We start from the raw sequence: 16,542 nt of genomic DNA, 5'->3' as shown, positions 1-16,542 counted from the left end.
CATGAGTGACGACGCCCCCGCCAAGAGCCCGAACGCGGGCAAGAAGGCCAAGGACCTCAACGAGGTCATCCGCTACACGCTGTGGTCCGTCTTCAAGCTGAAGGACCTGCTGCCCGAGGACCGCGCGGGCTACGCCGACGAGGTCCAGGAGCTGTTCGACCAGCTCGCCGCCAAGGACATCACCGTCCGCGGCACGTACGACGTGTCGGGCCTGCGCGCCGACGCCGACGTCATGATCTGGTGGCACGCCGAGACCTCCGACGAGCTGCAGGAGGCCTACAACCTCTTCCGGCGCACCAAGCTGGGCCGCGCCCTGGAGCCGGTCTGGTCGAACATGGCGCTGCACCGCCCCGCCGAGTTCAACAAGTCGCACATCCCGGCCTTCCTGGCCGACGAGACGCCGCGCAACTACATCAGCGTCTACCCCTTCGTGCGCTCCTACGACTGGTACCTGCTGCCCGACGAGGACCGTCGCCGCATGCTCAAGGACCACGGCATGATGGCCCGCGGCTACCCCGACGTGCGCGCCAACACCGTCGCCTCGTTCTCCCTCGGCGACTACGAGTGGATGCTGGCCTTCGAGGCCGACGAGCTGTACCGCATCGTCGACCTGATGCGGCACCTGCGCGCCTCCGAGGCCCGCATGCACGTCCGCGAAGAGGTGCCGTTCTACACCGGCCGCCGCAAGTCCGTGGCGGACCTCGTGGCGGGCCTCGCCTAATTCATTCGGAGCGCCGTTAATTCGGTTGCCGCGCCCTGTCCGGTGCGGGTTTCATCGAGAGGTCGAAGCCAAGGACAGAGAGAACGGTGAATGTATGCCCAGGGCCCCGCGGATCAGCTCGAAGCCAGCCCATTCCGCGACGCACTGGAGTCATCCACCCCATGTCCCGCAACACCTCCCGGCGGGCCCGCACTGAGGCGCGCGCCCAGTCCTTCCGCTGCCTGCAGTGCGGTCTCGACGTATCGATGACCGCCCCCGGCACCGACCACCGCAACCACTGCCCGAACTGCCTGTGGAGCCGTCATCTCGACGACACCCCGGGCGACCGGGACGCGGACTGCGGTGCCCGGATGGAACCCCTCGCCATCTCCGTACGCGGAGACGGCGAATGGGTCCTCGTCCATCGCTGCATTCACTGCGGTGTCCTGCACGCCAACCGCACGGCGGGCGACGACAACGCCCTGCCGCTCACCCGGCTCGCGGTGCGCCCGCTGGCCCAGCCGCCGTTCCCGCTGGAGCGTCTCGGCGCCCTGTAGTCAGTGCTTCTCGGGGAGAGCCGCCGCCCGCGCGCCGGACAGCGGCTGGGGCTCCTTGTGCGGTGCGCACGCCGCGCGCCCCACGGGGAGCCTGCCCTCGAGGAGGTAGGCCTCCATGTGGCCGTTGACGCACTTGTTGGGCCCGGCGCCGATGCCGTGCGTGCCGGCGTCGCGCTCGGTCACCAGGACCGAACCGCCCAGTCTGCGGTTCAGCTCCAGTGCGCCCTCGTACGGGGTCGCCGCGTCCCGCTCGGCGGCCAGGATCAGCGTCGGGGCGAGCTCGTCCGCCGTGGCGCGGACGTCCAGGGGCTGCCTGCGGGTCTCGGGCCAGTAGGCGCACGGCAGGTTCATCCAGGCGTTGTCCCAGGTCTCGAAAGGCGCGACGCGCGCGAGCATCGAGTTGTCGCGGTTCCAGGTCTTGAAGTCCGTCGGCCAGGACGCGTCGTTGCACTCGACCGCGGTGTAGACGGCGTTGCCGTTCTCCTGCTCCTTGGCCGCCTTCGGCTCGGGCGCGGCCTGCTCGATCAGCTGCTTCGGATGGCCCTTCACGTACGCCGAGAGCGCCGATGCGCGCGCCGGCCAGTAGTCGTCGTAGTACCCGGCCTGGAGGAAGGCCGACTGCAGCTGGCCGGGGCCGACCGTGCCGCCCGCGGGCTTGGCCGCCAGCTGGTCGCGCACCTTCTCGTAGCTGCGCAGCACCGCTTCGGGTGTCGTGCCCAGGTGGTACGTCTTGTCGTGCTTGGCCACCCAGGCGCGGAAGTCGGCCCAGCGGCGCTCGAAGGCCGCGGACTGGTCGAGGTTGTTGCGGTACCAGATCTGCGCGGGGTCGGGGTTGACCGCCGAGTCGAAGACCATGCGGCGCACGTGCGAGGGGAAGAGCGAGGCGTACACCGCGCCGAAGTAGGTGCCGTACGAGGCGCCCATGAAGGTCAGCTTCTTCTCGCCGAGCGCCGCCCGCAGCACGTCCAGGTCACGGGCGTTGTTCAGGCTCGTGTAGTGCCGCACCGCCTTGCCGGAGCGCTTGACGCAGCCCTCCGCGTACGCCTTCGCCTGCTTGACGCGCTCCAGTTTGTACGCGGTGTCGGGATGGGTCGGTGACTGCGTGGGGGCCTTGGCGAACTCCTTGGGGTCCTGGCAGGAGATCGGCGCCGAGCGGCCGACACCGCGCGGGGCGTAGCCCACGAGGTCGTACGCCGCCGCGATGCGCTTCCACTCGGGGAGCATGCCGACCATCGGGAAGTACATGCCGGAGCCGCCGGGGCCGCCCGGGTTGAACACGAGGGCACCCTGCCGCTTGACGGACTTGCCGCGCCGCGGTTCGGCCCGTTCCGTGGCCTTGGTGCGGCTGACGGTCAGTCTGATCTGCTTGCCGCTGGGGTCCGCGTAGTCCAGCGGCACGGTGACCGTGGCGCACTTGACCGAGGGGGGCAGGCCCTCGGCCTTCGGGCAGGCGGCGAAGCGCAGACCGGCGGCCTGCGCGCGCTGGGCGGCGATCTGGGTGCCCTGTGTTTCCGGGTACGGGGTGGTGTCGGCCGCGGACGCGCTTCCCGTGGGGGCGGCGACGAGTGCGGTCAGGACCAAGGATCCGGCGGTTCCGTAGAGGGCGGCTGCTGCTCTCATCGCTCTTCATCCCTTCATTCGGCCGTGCGTTGCTCGAACAAAAGGGATGATTCGTTTGGTAATGGGTGAAGTAAAGCACCGCCCCGCCGGTGTCGGGCGTGTCGGGCTCAATGACTCCGATGCGCCGTGTCCTGGTGCGCGAAGGCCGCGCGGAGTTCCGGGTCGGACAGGGCGCGGGTGCCGCGTACGGCGACGGCGGTGAGGTCGGAGCCGCCGCGCGCGGGCAGCGCGCTCAGCAGGAGCTGGCCCGCGGGGGATGCCCAGCGCGGGTAGGGGTGGATCTCGAAGCGGGCGACGGCCAGGCAGCCCGCGTTCAGGGCCAGGGCGAGCGTGAACCAGAGCGCGACGTGCGCCTCTCCTCGCGATTCCTGGGCCGGCATCAGCAGTGCGACGGCGCCGAGCGCGATCACCGCGGCCGCGGCCGCCCGCACCTGCCTGACCGCTCCCGCGACCCCCGACCAGGTGCCTTCCGGCAGGGCGAGTCCCGCCGTGACGAGGCGGTCGGCGAGGGCGCGCATCGCGTCGGTGCCGGCCGCCGCGCGGCGCACCGGCGCTATCGGTGACTGCCCGCCCGGCCCTATCGCGCCGAGCACGGACCGCTCCATGTCGTCGCCGCCCACCGGGTCGACGACCGTCGCCCAGCCGGTGTGCGCGAGCAGCAGGCGCCGGGCGCGGGCCATCGACACCAGGGTGAGGTCGGTGACGCGGGTGGGCCCGCCGGAGAGGAACGCGGCTTCGTAGAGCGTCAGTTCATGGCCTTGCCCCGGGGTCGCGCCGGGCCGGGCGGCGCGGTACGCGGTGAGGCAGAGCCGGGTGCACGACAGTCCCGTCGCGACCCAGGCCACGATAAGGAGCGGAAGCCAGAACATGCCGGTGTTCTATGCGAGGGGGCGGGGGTGGCGCCATGGGTTATTCAGCATGCGGACGCGGGATAGCGGGTACGTAACGTTCCGCTTCGCTGCGGGGGCTGCTACTTCTCCTTACCGCGTTCCTTGCCGCGCTCCTCGCCCTCTCTCGTCGGTCCCTTGCCCTCCTCCTTCGGCTTGGGGCGGGAGGCGGGTGGGGGGAGCGAGAAGGTGGGGGAGGGGGAGACCGGGGTCGCCGGGGCGGGGGACTCGGTCGGTCCTGGCGGGGCGGGGGAGCGGGTCGCCGGGACGGGGCCCGCCGATGCCGCGTCGCGCGCCAGATCGTCGAAGTCGACCAGGCCCGTCCCTTCGAGGACCGTGATGTGGTCGAGGACCGTGGTGTTCGCGTCGTCCGCGAGGGCGCGCACCAGCGAGTTGCGGGTGGTCGCGCGGACCTCGGCGACCACCGAGAAGACCTTGCCGTGGGCGGCGCGCAGGATGTTGGCGAACTTCTCGTCGTACGCGCCGCCGTTCGCGTCGCTCATCTCGTCGAGCCAGCCGCGCTGCTGCGCGGTCGGCTGGTTGGGCAGTTCCATGTTGAGCTGCGTCGCCACCTCGCGTACGCGCGCGTCCAGGAACGTATGGCCCTCGACGAGGTGCTCGCCCGCCGTCTGCACGGCCTTGGTGGTGCCGCGGGCCTCGGCCTGCTGTCCCGCGGGGAGCTCCCAGAGGCCCGCGAGCCGCACCTTGGTGATGAAGTCCCGGTCGAGCGCGGAGAGCGGGCCGAACTCCGTCGACACGGTGTCCGCGTCGAGCAGGTCCTGGCCGGTGCCCGACCTGTCCTCGTACGACCAGACGGGAAAGAGCAGCGCGGCCAGCGTCGCGACGAGCCCCGCGACGATGAGGCCGGTGCCGTTGATGGATCGCATGACGCCTCCTGTTGCGGCACCGCACGTTAGTGCGCCACAGAGAGGGACCTGCGCCATACGGCGAGGAGTACGTCAACTGCCGTACGGGTAAGGGGCATCGGATGCGGGGCGGGCACTGTGGCCGCGCCGAAGGCCACGAACCGGCCCGCGGTCGCCACCGCCCACGCCTGCGGGGTGCGGGGGCCCCGCGCTCGCGGCACGCCGAGCGCACATATCCCCTCCCGCCCCGGGGAGGAAGCCCCGCCAGAAGGACCTTGGAAGCTGCCCTCTCCGCCGCCCCCGCAGCTGCCGCCCCTCCGCCGCCGCAGGACGACGGGCCGCTACCCCCGCAGCTCGCGCCGCCGCATGCCGAGTTGCTTCCCGTGCCGCCGCACCGCGCGCCGGCCCTTCTCCGCCAAGACCGGCAGGAAGGCCCTAGAAGTGCCCCTTCCTCCGCCGCCGGAACTTCCGCAGCTTGCGCCGCCGCTGCCGAGCGCACACATCCCCTCCCGCCCCGGGGAGGGAGCCCGGCAGGAGGGCTCTACGAACTGCCCTCTCCGCCGCCGCAGGACGACGAGCCGCTATCCCCCCGGCAGCTTGCGCCGCCGCGTACCGAGTTGCTTCTCCGCGCCCCCGCACCACGCGCCGACCCTTCTCCGCCAAAGCCCGGCAGGAGGGCCCTACGAGCTGCCCCCTCCGCCGCCCCCGCAGCCGCCTCCCCCTCCGCCGCCGCAGGATGAGGAGCCCCCGCCCCCGCAGCCGCCCGAGCTTCCGCAGCTTGTGCCGCCGCAGGTCGCGTTGTTTCCTGTGCCCCCGCACCACGCGATGGTGCTTGAGCCGGAGCTTGCGTACGACGAGGAGGTTGCTGCCGTACGACCCGGGCGGACGCGGTGCGCGGCCTGGAGTTGTGCGCGCAGGTCGGGGTCGAGGACGCCGACCAGGCCTTCGACGGCCACGCGGTACGCCGCCCCCGGCGCGAGCGCGCCCGCCGCGCGGTACTCCGCGAGGGCGGTCCGCCCCGTGGCGGTCACCCGCGTGCGGGTGACCCGGCCGCCGAGCAGGCTGACCAGGGCGCCGAGCAACCAGGCCACGATCAGCAGGATCGTCGACGCGCTCACGGGATCCCATGAGGGGCCGTCGCCGTCCTCGACGGCGATGACGCCGATGACCAGGAAGAACCCGACGAAGACCAGGGCGTGGTGCCGGTGCTTGCGCCGCCGCAGGCGGTCGACGGCCTCGGGGCGCACCAGCAGCCCCCGCCGGGCCAGCGTGTCGCCGATCGCCTGCACGGCGGGGCTGCGCATCACGCCGATGCGCAGCCAGTGCAGGGCGCCGCTCGGCGCGGCCTCGTGCGCCTGGAGCACCGCACCCTCCACCGGGTTGCGGACCTCGGTGGACTGGAGCGCGACGACGCCGGGGAACGCGACCACCAGGCGCCCGTCCTCGTGCATCGCAGCGATCACGGCGTCGGCGACCCTGCCGGGGCCACCGCCCAGGAACGCGGCCTCCAAGGGGTCGAACACCGCGCCGTGCCGGGCGTCGGACTGCGGCGGCGCGGCCTGCCGCATGCGGGAGACGCCGACGAGCAGAGCGGCCGAGGAGGCCGCGACCAGCAGGGCGAAACAGAGGGACAGGATCTGCACGGCCGTCGCCTCCCTAACCCCGGCGCAGCGCGAACCGCGCCGCCCGCAGCCACCGGGTGACGGGCCGCGCGTCCAGCGGCGCGGGCCCGGACCGGTCGAGCCACCACCGGGTCAGCCTGCCCCGTGCCTCCGCGTCCTCGGGCAGCCCGGCGAGCAGCAGCCGCTCGGCGAAGTCCAGCGCGTCACGCCGGTAGCCGCCGGACATCGGCCGCGACTGGGCGTACGCGAAGAACTCCGTGCGATAGCGCTCGCCGAGGATCTCCGGCAGCTCGGGCGCCACCTTCGCCACGACGTCCGCCCGCTTGCCGGTCAACGCCCGGCTCTGCACGGTCAGCCGGGCCCGGTCGAAGCCCTCGGGCGCGGGCGTCCTGGCCACCAGGGCGGAAAGGAGCGCGGTCTGCGCGAGGGCGAGCCGCTGACGGGCGGCGGCGGAGGCGGCGGAGGCGGAGCCCGCGGAGGCGGCTGCGGACGCCGTGGCCGCGTCGGGCCCACCGGCACCGGCACCGGCATCCGCACCGGCATCCCGCGCCGTGCCGATAGCGCACTCGCCGGACGCGGGCGCCTTCGTCCGCACCCTCTCCCGTATCGCGTCGAGCTCCCGCTCCAGCTCCTGCGGCGCCGGGAAGTTCTCGTCCCGTTCCAGCAGGACACCCGGCGGGCTCACCCGGGCCGCCAGGTCCGACAGGATCGCCAGGACCGGCTCGGGCACCGGGTGGGCGTGACTGTCGTGCCAGACGCCGTCCCGCTCGAAGCCGCCCGCGACATGGACGTACGCGATGGCCTCGACCGGCAGTTCGTCCAGGGCCTTGGACGGGTCCTCGCCGCGGTTGACGTGGTTCGTGTGGAGGTTGGCGACATCGATGAGGAGACGTACGCCGGTGCGCTCGACGAGCTCGTACAGGAACTGCCCCTCCGTCATCTCCTCGCCGGGCCAGGAGATCAGCGCCGCGATGTTCTCCACGGCGAGCGGTACCGGCAGCGCGTCCTGCGCGATGCGCACGTTCTCGCACAGCACGTCGAGGGCGTCACGCGTGCGCGGCACCGGAAGCAGATGGCCCGCCTCCAGCGGCTGCGAGGCCGTCAGCGGCCCCCCGGCGCGTACGAACGCGATGTGCTCGGTGACCAACGGCGAGCCGAGCACCTGCGCGCGCTCGGCGAGCGCGGCCAGGCGCGACTCGTCGGGGCGGTCGGCGCCGCCGAGGCCGAGCGAGACGCCGTGCGGCACGACCGTGACCCCGCGTTCCCGCAGGCGCAGGAGGGAATCGGGGAGGTGCCCGGGGCACAGGTTCTCCGAGACGGCCTCGACCCAGTCGATGCCGGGCATCCTCTCCACGGCGTCCGCTATCTCCGGACGCCACCCGATTCCGGTCCCCAGATGTTTCATGATCCCCCTCCTCCGCCAAGACCCCGCGTCGCGCCCGTGTCTTGTGAACGTGTGCAGGAGTCATGGCCCCGGCCGAAGCGGCCGAACCCCTGAGGGGGGACGTTCAGAGCTACATTTGAGGTTCCGGCCGGTTCGTGTTGACCTCGCCGGGCGGCGCGGGCGAGGGCCGTGACGTCGTGGACACATCGCCGGTCGGACCGGCCGGCGGGGGCACCGGGGGGACGCCGGAGGGCGGCGGCGGACCGCTGGGGCTGGCCGTCGCGGTCGCCGCGCCGCCGTTGGCGATGTCGTCGAAGTCCACGAGTCCGGTGGCCTCCAGCATCGTGATGTGGTCGAGGACCGTCTGGTTCGAGTCGCTGGCCAGCTGCCGTATGAGCGTGTTGCGGGTGCTGTCCCGCACCTGCGCGATCACGCTGAACACCTTGCCGTGCGCGACCCGCAGCAGATTCGCGAACTTGCGCTGGTACTCCATCCCTTCGGCCTCGGTCAACTCCTGCAGCCAGCCCTGCTGTTGGGCGGTGGGTTGGTTCGGCAGCTCCACGCCGAGCTGCGCCGCCACCGCGCGGGCCCGCTTGTCGAGATCGGTGTGGCCGACGATGAGATGGTCACCGGCTTCCTTGATCGCCTCGGTCGGCGCGCGCTCGACGGCCTGCTGGCCGGCGGGCAGCTCCCACAGGCCGGCGAGCCGCACCTTCACGAGCAGATCCCGGTCGGCCGCCGAGAGCGGACCCCACTGGGTGGCCACCGAACCGGCGGCCAGATTGGCGGGCCCCGTGCCCGAACGGTCCGCGTAGGACCACATCGGGAACGCGAGCGCGCCCAAGGTGACCACGAGTGCCGCGATGATCAGAGCCGTGCCGTTGATGCGCCGCAATGTGCCGTGCCTTCCTGCCCGTCTACCTGCCCGTCGACCTGCCGTGAGGCAAGCTACTTCCTGGTACCAGGGGATACGGAAGATGCGTGCGTGATGTTCAACGCTTTGCCCGGCCGTTGTGTGAGGTGGGCGACCTCCCCAGGAGTGCCAGCATCTCCTCCAGCGGGGATGCGTCCTCCGGCGTGGGCAGGGCGGGCGCGAACGCCGCGCCCGGCCCCCGCAGTTCGGGATCTTTCGGCACCCGGCGGGCGATCTCGAGCGCGGCACCGACCACCGGCGCGGGGAGGTCGAGGCCGACGCCGACGGTCGTCGCCACGTCCCAGGCGTGCACCACGTGGTCCAGGAAATGGAAGCCGACGGCGATCCGTCCGGTGAACGTCCCACCGATCTCGGGAAGCGTGAACCCCCGCTCCAGGGCGCCCTCTTCGGCGAACGCGGCCAGCACGTGGCGCACCGCTTCCTCGTACACCTTGACCGGGTCGCGTCCGAGGTCCGGCGCGATCCAGTACGTACGGTCGTCGCCCGTCCCGCGAGCCGCCGCCGCGAACCCGTGGTGCTGAGCGGCCATGTGCGCGACCAGGTCGCGCAGCGTCCAGCCGGCGCAGGGGGAGGGGCGCTCCCAGTCGGTGTCGCGGGCCGCGCGCAGGACGCGCAGGGATTCCTGGAGGGCGGTGCGGTCGAGTGCGATGAGGTCCGTCATGCGGGTGTCACTCACTTTCCGTGGCGTGAACGGCGCGGGGTGGCAACGGAGTTGAGCCGATGGGGTCCGGTCCGGTGATCAGGGAGTGCGCGGCGGCCCAGACGTCGCCGGGATCGAATCGGTCCAGCGCCCAGGCGGTGGCGCGCATCTCGCCCCGGTCCCGGTGCGCGCGGACGATCCGTACGTGGTCGGGGCGCCCGACGAACGCGTACAGCGACCGTTCGTCGGTCCAGACCGAGACGGAACCCGAGCGCTTGCGCCACGGGTCGGTCCAGAGCCACATGCCGACGGCGCCGGGCGTACGAGGCCAACTCCGGCGCAGCCGCAGCCCCGACAGGGCGATCGGGAGGATCTGGGAGTGACGGCGGGCGGTGAACTCCGTGAGGCTCACCAGGACCTGGTCAGGGGTGGGCGCCTCGGGGCCGGGTTGCCAGGGTGAGCGGGAGATCGATCGCGGGATCAGTGAAGGCATGCAAGGAGCGTAAAACTAAACGAACGGTCGTGCTACTTGTTTGACGAGGTTGCTCTGGCAGGAACCTCGCCGAAAATCAGGGAAGTTGAGGAGAATCAGAGCAGTTGGGGAAAATCAGGGAAGTTGGGGCACCCGCGACGGATCTGTCGCCGCCGCACGCAGCCGTGCCGTGATGGCGACGGCCGCCCTGCGGTAGGCGTCCGGCTCGTCGTGCAGCACCGAGTGCGCGTTCGCCGTCTCCATCGGCGCGATGAGCTCGAAGGCGAGCTGGGGGACATCGGTGTCCGGGAGCAGTTCGCCGGTGTCGCGCGCCTCGGCGAGGCAGCGCTCCACCTGGCCGGTCCAGTCACGGTTGGCGCGGACCAGCGCGTCGTGCACGGCGCCCTCGCGGGCGTCGAACTCGGCGATCACCCCGTAGAAGAAGCAGCCGCCGGGAAAGACCCGCTGTTCCGAGTAGTCGAGCCAGCGCGCGCACAGCTGCCGTACGCGGTCGAGGCCGGGCGCCGACTGCCTGGCCGGTTCCACCACGGCGTCCAGGAAGATGCGGCCCGCCGCGCGTACGGTCGCGAGCTGTAGTTCCTCCTTGGAGCCGAAGAGCGCGAAGACCCCGCTCTTGCTGAGCTTCAGCTCGGTGGCGAGACGGCCGGTGGAGAGCGCGTCCAGGCCCTCGACCGAGGCGATGTCGACCGTGCGGCGCAGGACGAGACGCCGGGTCTGGTTGCCGCGCTCGACGCGCCCGTCCAGCTTGGCACTCGCCGCGCCCGAGCTCGCGCCGGTTCCGTCCGCGCTCACGTCGACCTCGCCTGCCATGTGGATCTCCTCAACGCCGTGCCCGGCTCAGCGCAGGGCGGGGTGGTCGGCGACCACGGTGCAGGAGCCGGGGGCGATCTCCGTGAAGCCAGCGTCCCGCACCACCGGCAGGCCGCTCGCCACGAGTTCGCCCCAGCGCGCGGCGTCCGGGGTGCGCACGGAAAGCGGATAACCGGCGTCCCGCCAGGCCACGCGCTCCTCGTCCGACAGCTCCCACCAGGCGAGTTGGGCGCCGTGCCCGGCCTGCGCCATCGCCTTGCCCGCCGACATGTCGACATCGGGGCTCATCCACAGGACCGGCGCGGTCGCGTCCGCGGGCGGCACCGCCTCCGGGTCGTCCAGGTCCGTGCCCGAGACCTGGAGCCGGGCCAGATCCTTGGGCCAGCCGTCCAACGGCACCGGGGGAAACACGCGGACCTCCGCCGACTTGCCCGTGACCGTGATGCCGGGCAGTGCCTCGGCCCGCCGCCACTCGGCGCCGCGGGCCCGCCGGACCACCTTGCGGATCCTGGCGTCCTGCCAGTCACGCATGGCCTGCGCCCACTCGCCGTCGCCGAGGGACCGCTCGTCGCCGAGCATGACGAGCACCGCGCGGGCGGCGGTCTCCAGGGCGTCCATACGGTGCGGAGGCTCGGCGCGCTCGATGCGGGCCACCAGCGGCAGTACGTACTGCGGTGCCTCGTCGCGTGACGTCTGCTCCACGCGGAAGGGGCTGTCCTGGGGGTCTGGGGTGTCCTGCGGCTGGGAAGTCCCGGCGGTCTGGTCGCTGCTCACGCGTCCAGTCTGCCAGGCGGAAGATCGAGCCCGTCAGGGGCTTTGCGCGATGACCGCGACGTGCTGCTGCTCGCCTCGCTGCTCTCCCTGGTGACCACGGGCTCCCCCGCGAAGGCGGTCATGACCGGGCTCGTCTCCGGGTCGCGGGACGGCGTGGTGCCAGTGCCGTTGCTACCGGTCGCGGGGGCGGTGGCGCTGGGGGCGGCCTGCGGGCTGGCGTCTCGGAGGGGTTGAGTGCGCCCCGATGCCGGAGGCCGGAGATAGGGGGCTCAGCCCGAGCAGGCCGTGCGCTGTGCCTCGTGCCACTCACACACGGGGCACAGCGTCACGCCCTTGTGCGACTCCGGATACTCGGTGGGCTCGCGGCACAGCACGCACTCGGCGAACGGGCCGGCGGAGGGACCGGCGGTGTCGGCGGGCTCGGCAGGATCGGCGGGCTCGGCAGGGTCGGCGGAGTGGCTGGTGGCGGCGGGCCCGGCGGTGTCATCCATGCCCTCCAGCCTAGGACCCTGGGACTCCAGGACCCTGGGACTCCAGGACCTTGGGTTCGAGGAACCCGGGACTCCAGGACCCTGAGATTCTGCTGCCCTAGCCGCGTGCGCCCGCCGCCCTGATCTGCTCCGACACCCGCACGAACCGGAAACCGCGCTCGCGCAGCTTCGGGACGATCGTCCGCAGGGCGCGCTCCGTCGTGGGCGCCGCGCTGCGCGTGCAGTGCATGACGACCACCGAGCCGGGACGCACCCCGTCGAGCACTTGCCGGGCCACGGCGTCGGCGTCCGTCGCGAAGGCGTCGCCGCTCACCACGTCCCACTGCACGGCCGTGACACCGCCGGGGGCGATCGCCCGCAGCGCCCGCTTGTCGTAGCAGCCGCCGGGGAAGCGGAAGTACGGCACCTGATGCTCGACGCCCGCCTTGCGGAAGGCGGCGAAGGCGCGCTCCACGTCGGCGCGCATGCGGGAGGCGGGCACGGTCGGCAGCCCGTAGCAGCGGTCGGTGAAGGCGTGGTGGCTGTACGAGTGGTTGGCGACCTCGAAGAGTGGATCCCGGCCGATGTCCTTGGCCTGCGCCGGGTACTCCTCGGCCCACCGCCCCGTCATGAAGAACGTCGCGGGCACCTTCAGGCGCCGCAGCGTCGACACCAGCGCCGGATTGTCGAACCGCTCACCCGCCGCGGCACGTGGCCCCTGATCGGCCGTCATGTCGGCGTCGAAGGTCAGGGCGACGGTGGGGGAGCCGGACGCGGGGGTGCGGGGGGCGTTCTTGAAGACGGGGGTGAGGCCGGCGGGGCCGGGAGCGAGGGTCGCGGGGCGGGGCGAGGCGCTCGCCTTGGGGCGTTCGGTCCGGTCGCGGTTGCCCGGCGCGGGCTCGGCGCCGCAGGCTGCGAGCGTGGTGAGGGCGAGGGCGCTGAGGACGCAGCCGGCGGTGAGCCTCAGCGCCTTCCGTCCTCGCGGGGCGGGTCTCAGCGGGATCAGTGTGCGTGTCGGGACGATCATCCGGCGAACGTATCGACATAAAAAGGATGAAATGGTGAGGTGCGGCCCGTGCCGCTGCACGCCACCCCGGACGGCCGAACCGCCGATCCCGCCTCCCGTACGCGGGGGTGAAGGACGTTACTGCCGAGACCGGTGATTGCCACCGTGGCGCGGTGGTCGTCAATTCCCTTGCCACGTCAGCGAGTTCGGCCACCTCAGGCGATGCCGCCGCTATTCTGCTGGCAGCTTGAGGGTCCTCGCAGACAGTGAGCGGAGGAGGGCCGTGACACATGGGGCGCAGCCCGGGGAGCTGATCGGCGGTCGCTATCGGCTCGCCCGGACTCTGGGGGCGGGCGGCATGGGACGCGTCTGGCAGGCCCATGACGAGCAGCTCCGGACCGACGTCGCCGTCAAGGAGCTGTTCCTGCCGTCGGAGCTGTCGCCCGTGGACAGGGCGCACCGCCTGGAGCGCGCCATACGTGAGGCCCGCAACGCGGCACGGCTGCGGGACCACCCCAACATCGTCAGCGTGCACGACGTCGTCATCGTGGACGGTGTGCCGTGGATCGTGATGGAGCTCGTCACCGGTGGCACCCTGCAGGACCGCCTCCGTCAGGGGCGATTGGGGGTCGATGCCGTCGAGGTGGTGGCCACGGCCGTGCTGAGGGCGCTGGAGGCGGCGCACCGGGTGGGCATCGTGCACCGTGACATCAAACCGGCCAACGTGATGGTGAGCGCGGACAACAGGGTCCTGCTCACCGACTTCGGGATCGCGTTCAGCGAGGCCGACGCGGGACTGACCGGCACCGGAGTGGTCATCGGCTCGGTGGCGTACCTCTCCCCGGAGCGTGCTCGCGGGCACCGGGGTGATGCGGCGAGCGATCTGTTCTCTCTCGGGACGACTCTGTACGAGGCCGTGGAAGGCGTGTCGCCGTTCCGCCGTGCGACCGTCGTCGGCTCGCAGTACGCGGTGGCGCACGAACTCGTCCCTCCGCCGCGGTATGCGGGCCGACTCGCGCCCCTGATCCTGGGGCTGCTCGAGAAGAGGCCGGACGACCGTCCGACCGTTCCGCAGGCGCTGGACTTGCTCGCGGCGGCCGCCCAGTCCGCGCCACCCGCGCCCCTCGCGCCACCTGCGACAAGGGTGCGGCCGGAGCCGCAGAGGCCGGAGAGCCGTGTCGTGGCGGCGATGCCTTTCGCCGGCGGTCCTTCCGCCGCTGGTCCTTCCGTCGCTGGTCCTCACGCCAGTGGCTCGGGCACGGCGGGGGGTACGCCCCCTGCGCCTCGGCCCGAGGCTCGCGCAGCCACCACGCGCTACTCGGCGCGCCCGGCATCGGCGCCCGAGCTCACCTCCGCCCCCGCTGCCGCCGCCACCGGTCGAAGGAGGCCGCTCCGTAAGTCCCGCCGCGGAACGATCCTCGCCGTCGCGCTGGTCCTCATGCTCATCGGCAGCCTGTACGGCGGCTACTACCTGTGGGCGCAGACGCGGTACTACGTAGGCGCCCACGACGGGCACGTCGCGCTCTACAGGGGAGTCACCCAGGAGCTCGGCTGGATGAGCATGTCGAAGGTGGAGGACGACCACCCCGAGATCGAACTCAAATACCTCCCGCCGTACCACCGCAAGCAGGTCGAGTCGATCATCGCCGAGGACACACGCGACAAGGCGAAGGCCAAGATCGAGCAGCTCGCCGTGCAGGCGTCGGCCTGCAAGAAGGACGCGGAACGCCGAGCCGCGGAGAGCAACGAGACCGGCGGGAGCAGCAACACCCCCGGTCCCGATCTCACCGAGGAGGAGGAGAAGCTCGTCCCCATGTGCGGCAAGTAGGCGGACCATGGGGCGACCGCCGGCAACGGCCCCGCGGCACAGCGAGGCAGCACGGCCAAACAGCACGACCAAGCAGCACAACCAATCAGCACACCAAGGACGAAAGGCCCGTCGCCCATGCGCTCGACCCTCTTCAACGTCGCCTTCGACTGCGCCGACGCGTACGAACTCGCCCGGTTCTGGAGCAAGGTGGTGGGGCACCCGCTCGACGACGAGGACCGCCCCGGTGATTCGACGGCGGCCATAGCCCTGCCCACCGGCCTCCACCTCTACTTCGCCCAGGTCGACGAGCCCAAGACCCAGAAGAACCGCGTCCACCTCTGCCTCCAGCCCGACAGCCCCCGTGACGCGGAAGTGGAACGGCTCCTGGCGGTGGGCGCGACGGTGGCCTCGGACCGCCGCAATCCCGACGGCACCGGCTGGGTGGTCTTCACCGACCCCGAGGGCAATGAGTTCTGCGTGCTGCGCAGTGCGGCGGAGCGCGCGGCGGGCGAGGCGGACGGGGCGGGCGAGGCAGCCGAGGCGGGCGGCTGCGACCGGGGTGCCGCCTCCGTCTCCCGCTGACCTGACCTGATTTGACCTGACCTGACCTGACCGGGGCCTCGGACCGCGCCTGTTTTGAAGCGACCGATTCAGAATGTGCTAGCGTCCTGATCGTCGATTGTGGAGCGAGTGCTCCAAAACGCGAATCGCGATCAGGAGGAGCAGCAATGCCGCCTGCGGTGTACGTGGTGGGGCTCGGCATCTTCACCCAAGGGACCTCGGAGTTCATGCTGTCGGGCCTCCTGCCGGGCATGGCCGCCGACCTCGGGGTGTCGATCCCGGACGCGGGGCTGCTGATCTCCGCCTTCGCGATCGGCATGGTCGTCGGCGCACCGCTGCTCGCCGTGGCCACCCTGAGCTGGCCCCGGCGCACTGCCCTGGTCTCCCTCCAGGCGGCGTTCGTCGTCGCCCACGTGATCGGCGCGCTCGCTCCCGGCTACGGGGTCCTCTTCGTCACGCGTGTGGCCAGCGCCCTCGCGTACGCGGGGTACTGGGGCGTGGCCGTGGCCACCGCGGTCGCCCTCGTGCCGCCGGCGGCCAAGGGCAGGGCGGTCGCCGTGTTGGCGGGCGGTCTGACGCTGGCCACGGTCGTCGGCGTGCCGGCCGGCACCCTGCTGAGCCAGTACTCCAGCTGGCGTGCCGCGTTCTGGGCGGTGGCCGCCGCCACCCTGGTCAGCCTCGTCTGCACGCTGCTCGTCGTCCCCGGTGGCCTGCCCGAGGCCGGGCGTACGTCGGTGAAGGCGGAGCTGCGCGGCATGGCGCGGCCCCAGCTCTGGCTCTCGTACGCCGTCACGGCCTTCACCTTCGGGGCGGTCATCGTCACCTTCAGCTATCTCGCCCCGCTGCTGACCGACGTGAGCGGAGTGCCCGAGGGGTGGGTGCCCGCGGTCCTCGCCTTGTTCGGCGTCGGCGGGATGGTGGGCCTCGCCATCGGCGGACGCACGGCCGAGGACCACCCCTTGCGGACCCTCGGCCTGGGGCTCGGGGCGCTCGCCGTCTTCTCCGCGGTGCTCGCGCTGACGGCCGGTTCCGTGGTCGTCGTGATCGTGCTGGTGTTCCTCCTGGGTCTCGTCGGCTACGTCACCAACCCCGCCCTTCAGTCACGGGTGTTCACCCTCGCTCCGGCCGCCCCGACGCTGGTCGGCGCCACCAACACGGCCGCGTTCAATGTCGGCAACACCCTGGCCCCGCTCCTCGGCGGCCTCACCATCGACGCCGGCTTCGGCTACGCCTCCGTGGCCTGGGTCGGCACCGCCCTCGCCACGGCCGGGACGCTGGCGGTGCTCTGGGCCTGGCGGCTGCAACGGGCGGAGCGAGACGGCGCGACGGTGCCGACGGAACGTACGCGGGTCCCCACGCCGCAAGCCCGATGAGAGAGCCGGGCTGTCAGATGCGAGCAACGATTCAT

General features: G+C 72.1%; 18 protein-coding genes. 6 read left to right on the top strand and 12 right to left on the bottom strand.

Features of this window, described 5'->3' with window-relative positions; translation table 11 throughout:
• The first annotated feature begins 1 nt into the window (after window position 1).
• Both hemQ and AB0M70_RS12850 read left to right on the top strand, forming a co-directional pair.
• A complete protein-coding gene (hemQ, locus tag AB0M70_RS12855) occupies window positions 2–721 on the top strand; it encodes a hydrogen peroxide-dependent heme synthase (protein WP_365819406.1) in 720 nt (239 codons plus the stop codon).
• Window positions 722–882: 161 nt separating this feature from the next.
• Complete coding sequence (locus AB0M70_RS12850; RefSeq protein WP_365819404.1) at window positions 883–1,257, top strand: RNHCP domain-containing protein; 375 nt, start codon at window positions 883–885, stop codon at window positions 1,255–1,257.
• On the opposite strand, the gene AB0M70_RS12845 is transcribed toward AB0M70_RS12850, so the two are convergent.
• The 10 genes from AB0M70_RS12845 to AB0M70_RS12800 all read right to left on the bottom strand — a co-directional run bounded on the left by AB0M70_RS12845 (window position 1,258) and on the right by AB0M70_RS12800 (window position 11,287).
• Window positions 1,258–2,877, bottom strand: coding sequence for an alpha/beta hydrolase (locus AB0M70_RS12845; RefSeq protein ID WP_365819402.1), 1,620 nt, complete (start codon window positions 2,875–2,877; stop codon window positions 1,258–1,260). It lies immediately after the preceding gene.
• A 107-nt stretch (window positions 2,878–2,984) separates the two neighbouring features.
• Entirely contained in the window at window positions 2,985–3,746 is a 762-nt protein-coding gene (locus AB0M70_RS12840) for a TIGR04222 domain-containing membrane protein (RefSeq protein WP_365819400.1), read from the bottom strand.
• 101 nt (window positions 3,747–3,847) lie between these two features.
• The gene (locus tag AB0M70_RS12835; RefSeq protein WP_365819398.1) at window positions 3,848–4,651 is read right to left on the bottom strand and encodes a DUF4142 domain-containing protein; all 804 of its coding nucleotides are present in this window, start codon (window positions 4,649–4,651) and stop codon (window positions 3,848–3,850) included.
• A gap of 659 nt (window positions 4,652–5,310) precedes the next feature.
• Complete coding sequence (locus AB0M70_RS12830; protein ID WP_365819396.1) at window positions 5,311–6,273, bottom strand: TIGR04222 domain-containing membrane protein; 963 nt, start codon at window positions 6,271–6,273, stop codon at window positions 5,311–5,313.
• A gap of 13 nt (window positions 6,274–6,286) precedes the next feature.
• Window positions 6,287–7,657 (bottom strand): DUF692 domain-containing protein, encoded by a 1,371-nt coding sequence (locus AB0M70_RS12825; protein ID WP_365819394.1) that lies wholly within the window; start codon window positions 7,655–7,657, stop codon window positions 6,287–6,289.
• A gap of 109 nt (window positions 7,658–7,766) precedes the next feature.
• Window positions 7,767–8,531, bottom strand: a complete 765-nt coding sequence (locus AB0M70_RS12820; protein ID WP_363209835.1) for a DUF4142 domain-containing protein — start codon at window positions 8,529–8,531, stop codon at window positions 7,767–7,769.
• A gap of 97 nt (window positions 8,532–8,628) precedes the next feature.
• The gene (locus AB0M70_RS12815; protein ID WP_365819392.1) at window positions 8,629–9,231 is read right to left on the bottom strand and encodes a TIGR03086 family metal-binding protein; all 603 of its coding nucleotides are present in this window, start codon (window positions 9,229–9,231) and stop codon (window positions 8,629–8,631) included.
• 7 nt (window positions 9,232–9,238) lie between these two features.
• Window positions 9,239–9,703, bottom strand: coding sequence for a hypothetical protein (locus AB0M70_RS12810; RefSeq protein ID WP_365819390.1), 465 nt, complete (start codon window positions 9,701–9,703; stop codon window positions 9,239–9,241).
• A 114-nt stretch (window positions 9,704–9,817) separates the two neighbouring features.
• The gene (locus AB0M70_RS12805; RefSeq protein WP_365819388.1) at window positions 9,818–10,513 is read right to left on the bottom strand and encodes a TetR/AcrR family transcriptional regulator; all 696 of its coding nucleotides are present in this window, start codon (window positions 10,511–10,513) and stop codon (window positions 9,818–9,820) included.
• Between the two features lie 27 nt (window positions 10,514–10,540).
• Window positions 10,541–11,287: a peptidyl-tRNA hydrolase gene (locus tag AB0M70_RS12800; protein ID WP_365819386.1), complete on the bottom strand. Its 747-nt coding sequence runs from the start codon at window positions 11,285–11,287 to the stop codon at window positions 10,541–10,543.
• Window positions 11,288–11,329: 42 nt separating this feature from the next.
• Between AB0M70_RS12800 and AB0M70_RS12795 the strand changes: the two genes are divergently transcribed.
• Complete coding sequence (locus AB0M70_RS12795; RefSeq protein ID WP_365819384.1) at window positions 11,330–11,521, top strand: hypothetical protein; 192 nt, start codon at window positions 11,330–11,332, stop codon at window positions 11,519–11,521.
• Window positions 11,522–11,556: 35 nt separating this feature from the next.
• Here the strand turns inward: AB0M70_RS12795 and AB0M70_RS12790 are convergent, their stop codons facing one another.
• Entirely contained in the window at window positions 11,557–11,778 is a 222-nt protein-coding gene (locus tag AB0M70_RS12790; RefSeq protein WP_365819382.1) for a hypothetical protein, read from the bottom strand.
• 97 nt (window positions 11,779–11,875) lie between these two features.
• Window positions 11,876–12,784 (bottom strand): polysaccharide deacetylase family protein, encoded by a 909-nt coding sequence (locus AB0M70_RS12785; protein ID WP_365819380.1) that lies wholly within the window; start codon window positions 12,782–12,784, stop codon window positions 11,876–11,878.
• 262 nt (window positions 12,785–13,046) lie between these two features.
• Here AB0M70_RS12785 and AB0M70_RS12780 point away from each other — a divergent pair, with 262 nt between their 5' ends.
• The 3 genes from AB0M70_RS12780 to AB0M70_RS12770 all read left to right on the top strand — a co-directional run bounded on the left by AB0M70_RS12780 (window position 13,047) and on the right by AB0M70_RS12770 (window position 16,507).
• Window positions 13,047–14,591 carry a protein kinase gene (locus AB0M70_RS12780; protein ID WP_365819377.1) on the top strand — a complete coding sequence of 515 codons (1,545 nt, stop codon included), beginning with the start codon at window positions 13,047–13,049 and terminating at the stop codon, window positions 14,589–14,591.
• Window positions 14,592–14,708: 117 nt separating this feature from the next.
• A complete protein-coding gene (locus AB0M70_RS12775) occupies window positions 14,709–15,155 on the top strand; it encodes a VOC family protein (protein ID WP_365819375.1) in 447 nt (148 codons plus the stop codon).
• Window positions 15,156–15,301: 146 nt separating this feature from the next.
• Window positions 15,302–16,507: a Cmx/CmrA family chloramphenicol efflux MFS transporter gene (locus tag AB0M70_RS12770; RefSeq protein WP_365819373.1), complete on the top strand. Its 1,206-nt coding sequence runs from the start codon at window positions 15,302–15,304 to the stop codon at window positions 16,505–16,507.
• The last annotated feature ends 35 nt before the right edge of the window (window positions 16,508–16,542 follow it).

Source organism: Streptomyces sp. NPDC051214, assembly GCF_040682375.1.
In the GTDB taxonomy this organism is placed as follows: Bacteria; Actinomycetota; Actinomycetes; order Streptomycetales; family Streptomycetaceae; genus Streptomyces.
Note: the sequence above shows the minus strand (reverse complement) of the source record. Positions and strands in the feature narration are given on the sequence as shown.

What these genes read in the sequence shown, in the direction of transcription:
- hemQ (WP_365819406.1), top strand. Translation starts at nt 2, where the DNA reads ATGAGTGACGACGCCCCCGCCAAGAGCCCGAACGCGGGCAAGAAGGCC.
- AB0M70_RS12850 (WP_365819404.1), top strand. Translation starts at nt 883, where the DNA reads ATGTCCCGCAACACCTCCCGGCGGGCCCGCACTGAGGCGCGCGCCCAG.
- AB0M70_RS12845 (WP_365819402.1), bottom strand. Translation starts at nt 2,877, where the DNA reads ATGAGAGCAGCAGCCGCCCTCTACGGAACCGCCGGATCCTTGGTCCTG.
- AB0M70_RS12840 (WP_365819400.1), bottom strand. Translation starts at nt 3,746, where the DNA reads ATGTTCTGGCTTCCGCTCCTTATCGTGGCCTGGGTCGCGACGGGACTG.
- AB0M70_RS12835 (WP_365819398.1), bottom strand. Translation starts at nt 4,651, where the DNA reads ATGCGATCCATCAACGGCACCGGCCTCATCGTCGCGGGGCTCGTCGCG.
- AB0M70_RS12825 (WP_365819394.1), bottom strand. Translation starts at nt 7,657, where the DNA reads ATGAAACATCTGGGGACCGGAATCGGGTGGCGTCCGGAGATAGCGGAC.
- AB0M70_RS12815 (WP_365819392.1), bottom strand. Translation starts at nt 9,231, where the DNA reads ATGACGGACCTCATCGCACTCGACCGCACCGCCCTCCAGGAATCCCTG.
- AB0M70_RS12810 (WP_365819390.1), bottom strand. Translation starts at nt 9,703, where the DNA reads ATGCCTTCACTGATCCCGCGATCGATCTCCCGCTCACCCTGGCAACCC.
- AB0M70_RS12805 (WP_365819388.1), bottom strand. Translation starts at nt 10,513, where the DNA reads ATGGCAGGCGAGGTCGACGTGAGCGCGGACGGAACCGGCGCGAGCTCG.
- AB0M70_RS12790 (WP_365819382.1), bottom strand. Translation starts at nt 11,778, where the DNA reads ATGGATGACACCGCCGGGCCCGCCGCCACCAGCCACTCCGCCGACCCT.
- AB0M70_RS12785 (WP_365819380.1), bottom strand. Translation starts at nt 12,784, where the DNA reads ATGATCGTCCCGACACGCACACTGATCCCGCTGAGACCCGCCCCGCGA.
- AB0M70_RS12775 (WP_365819375.1), top strand. Translation starts at nt 14,709, where the DNA reads ATGCGCTCGACCCTCTTCAACGTCGCCTTCGACTGCGCCGACGCGTAC.
- AB0M70_RS12770 (WP_365819373.1), top strand. Translation starts at nt 15,302, where the DNA reads ATGCCGCCTGCGGTGTACGTGGTGGGGCTCGGCATCTTCACCCAAGGG.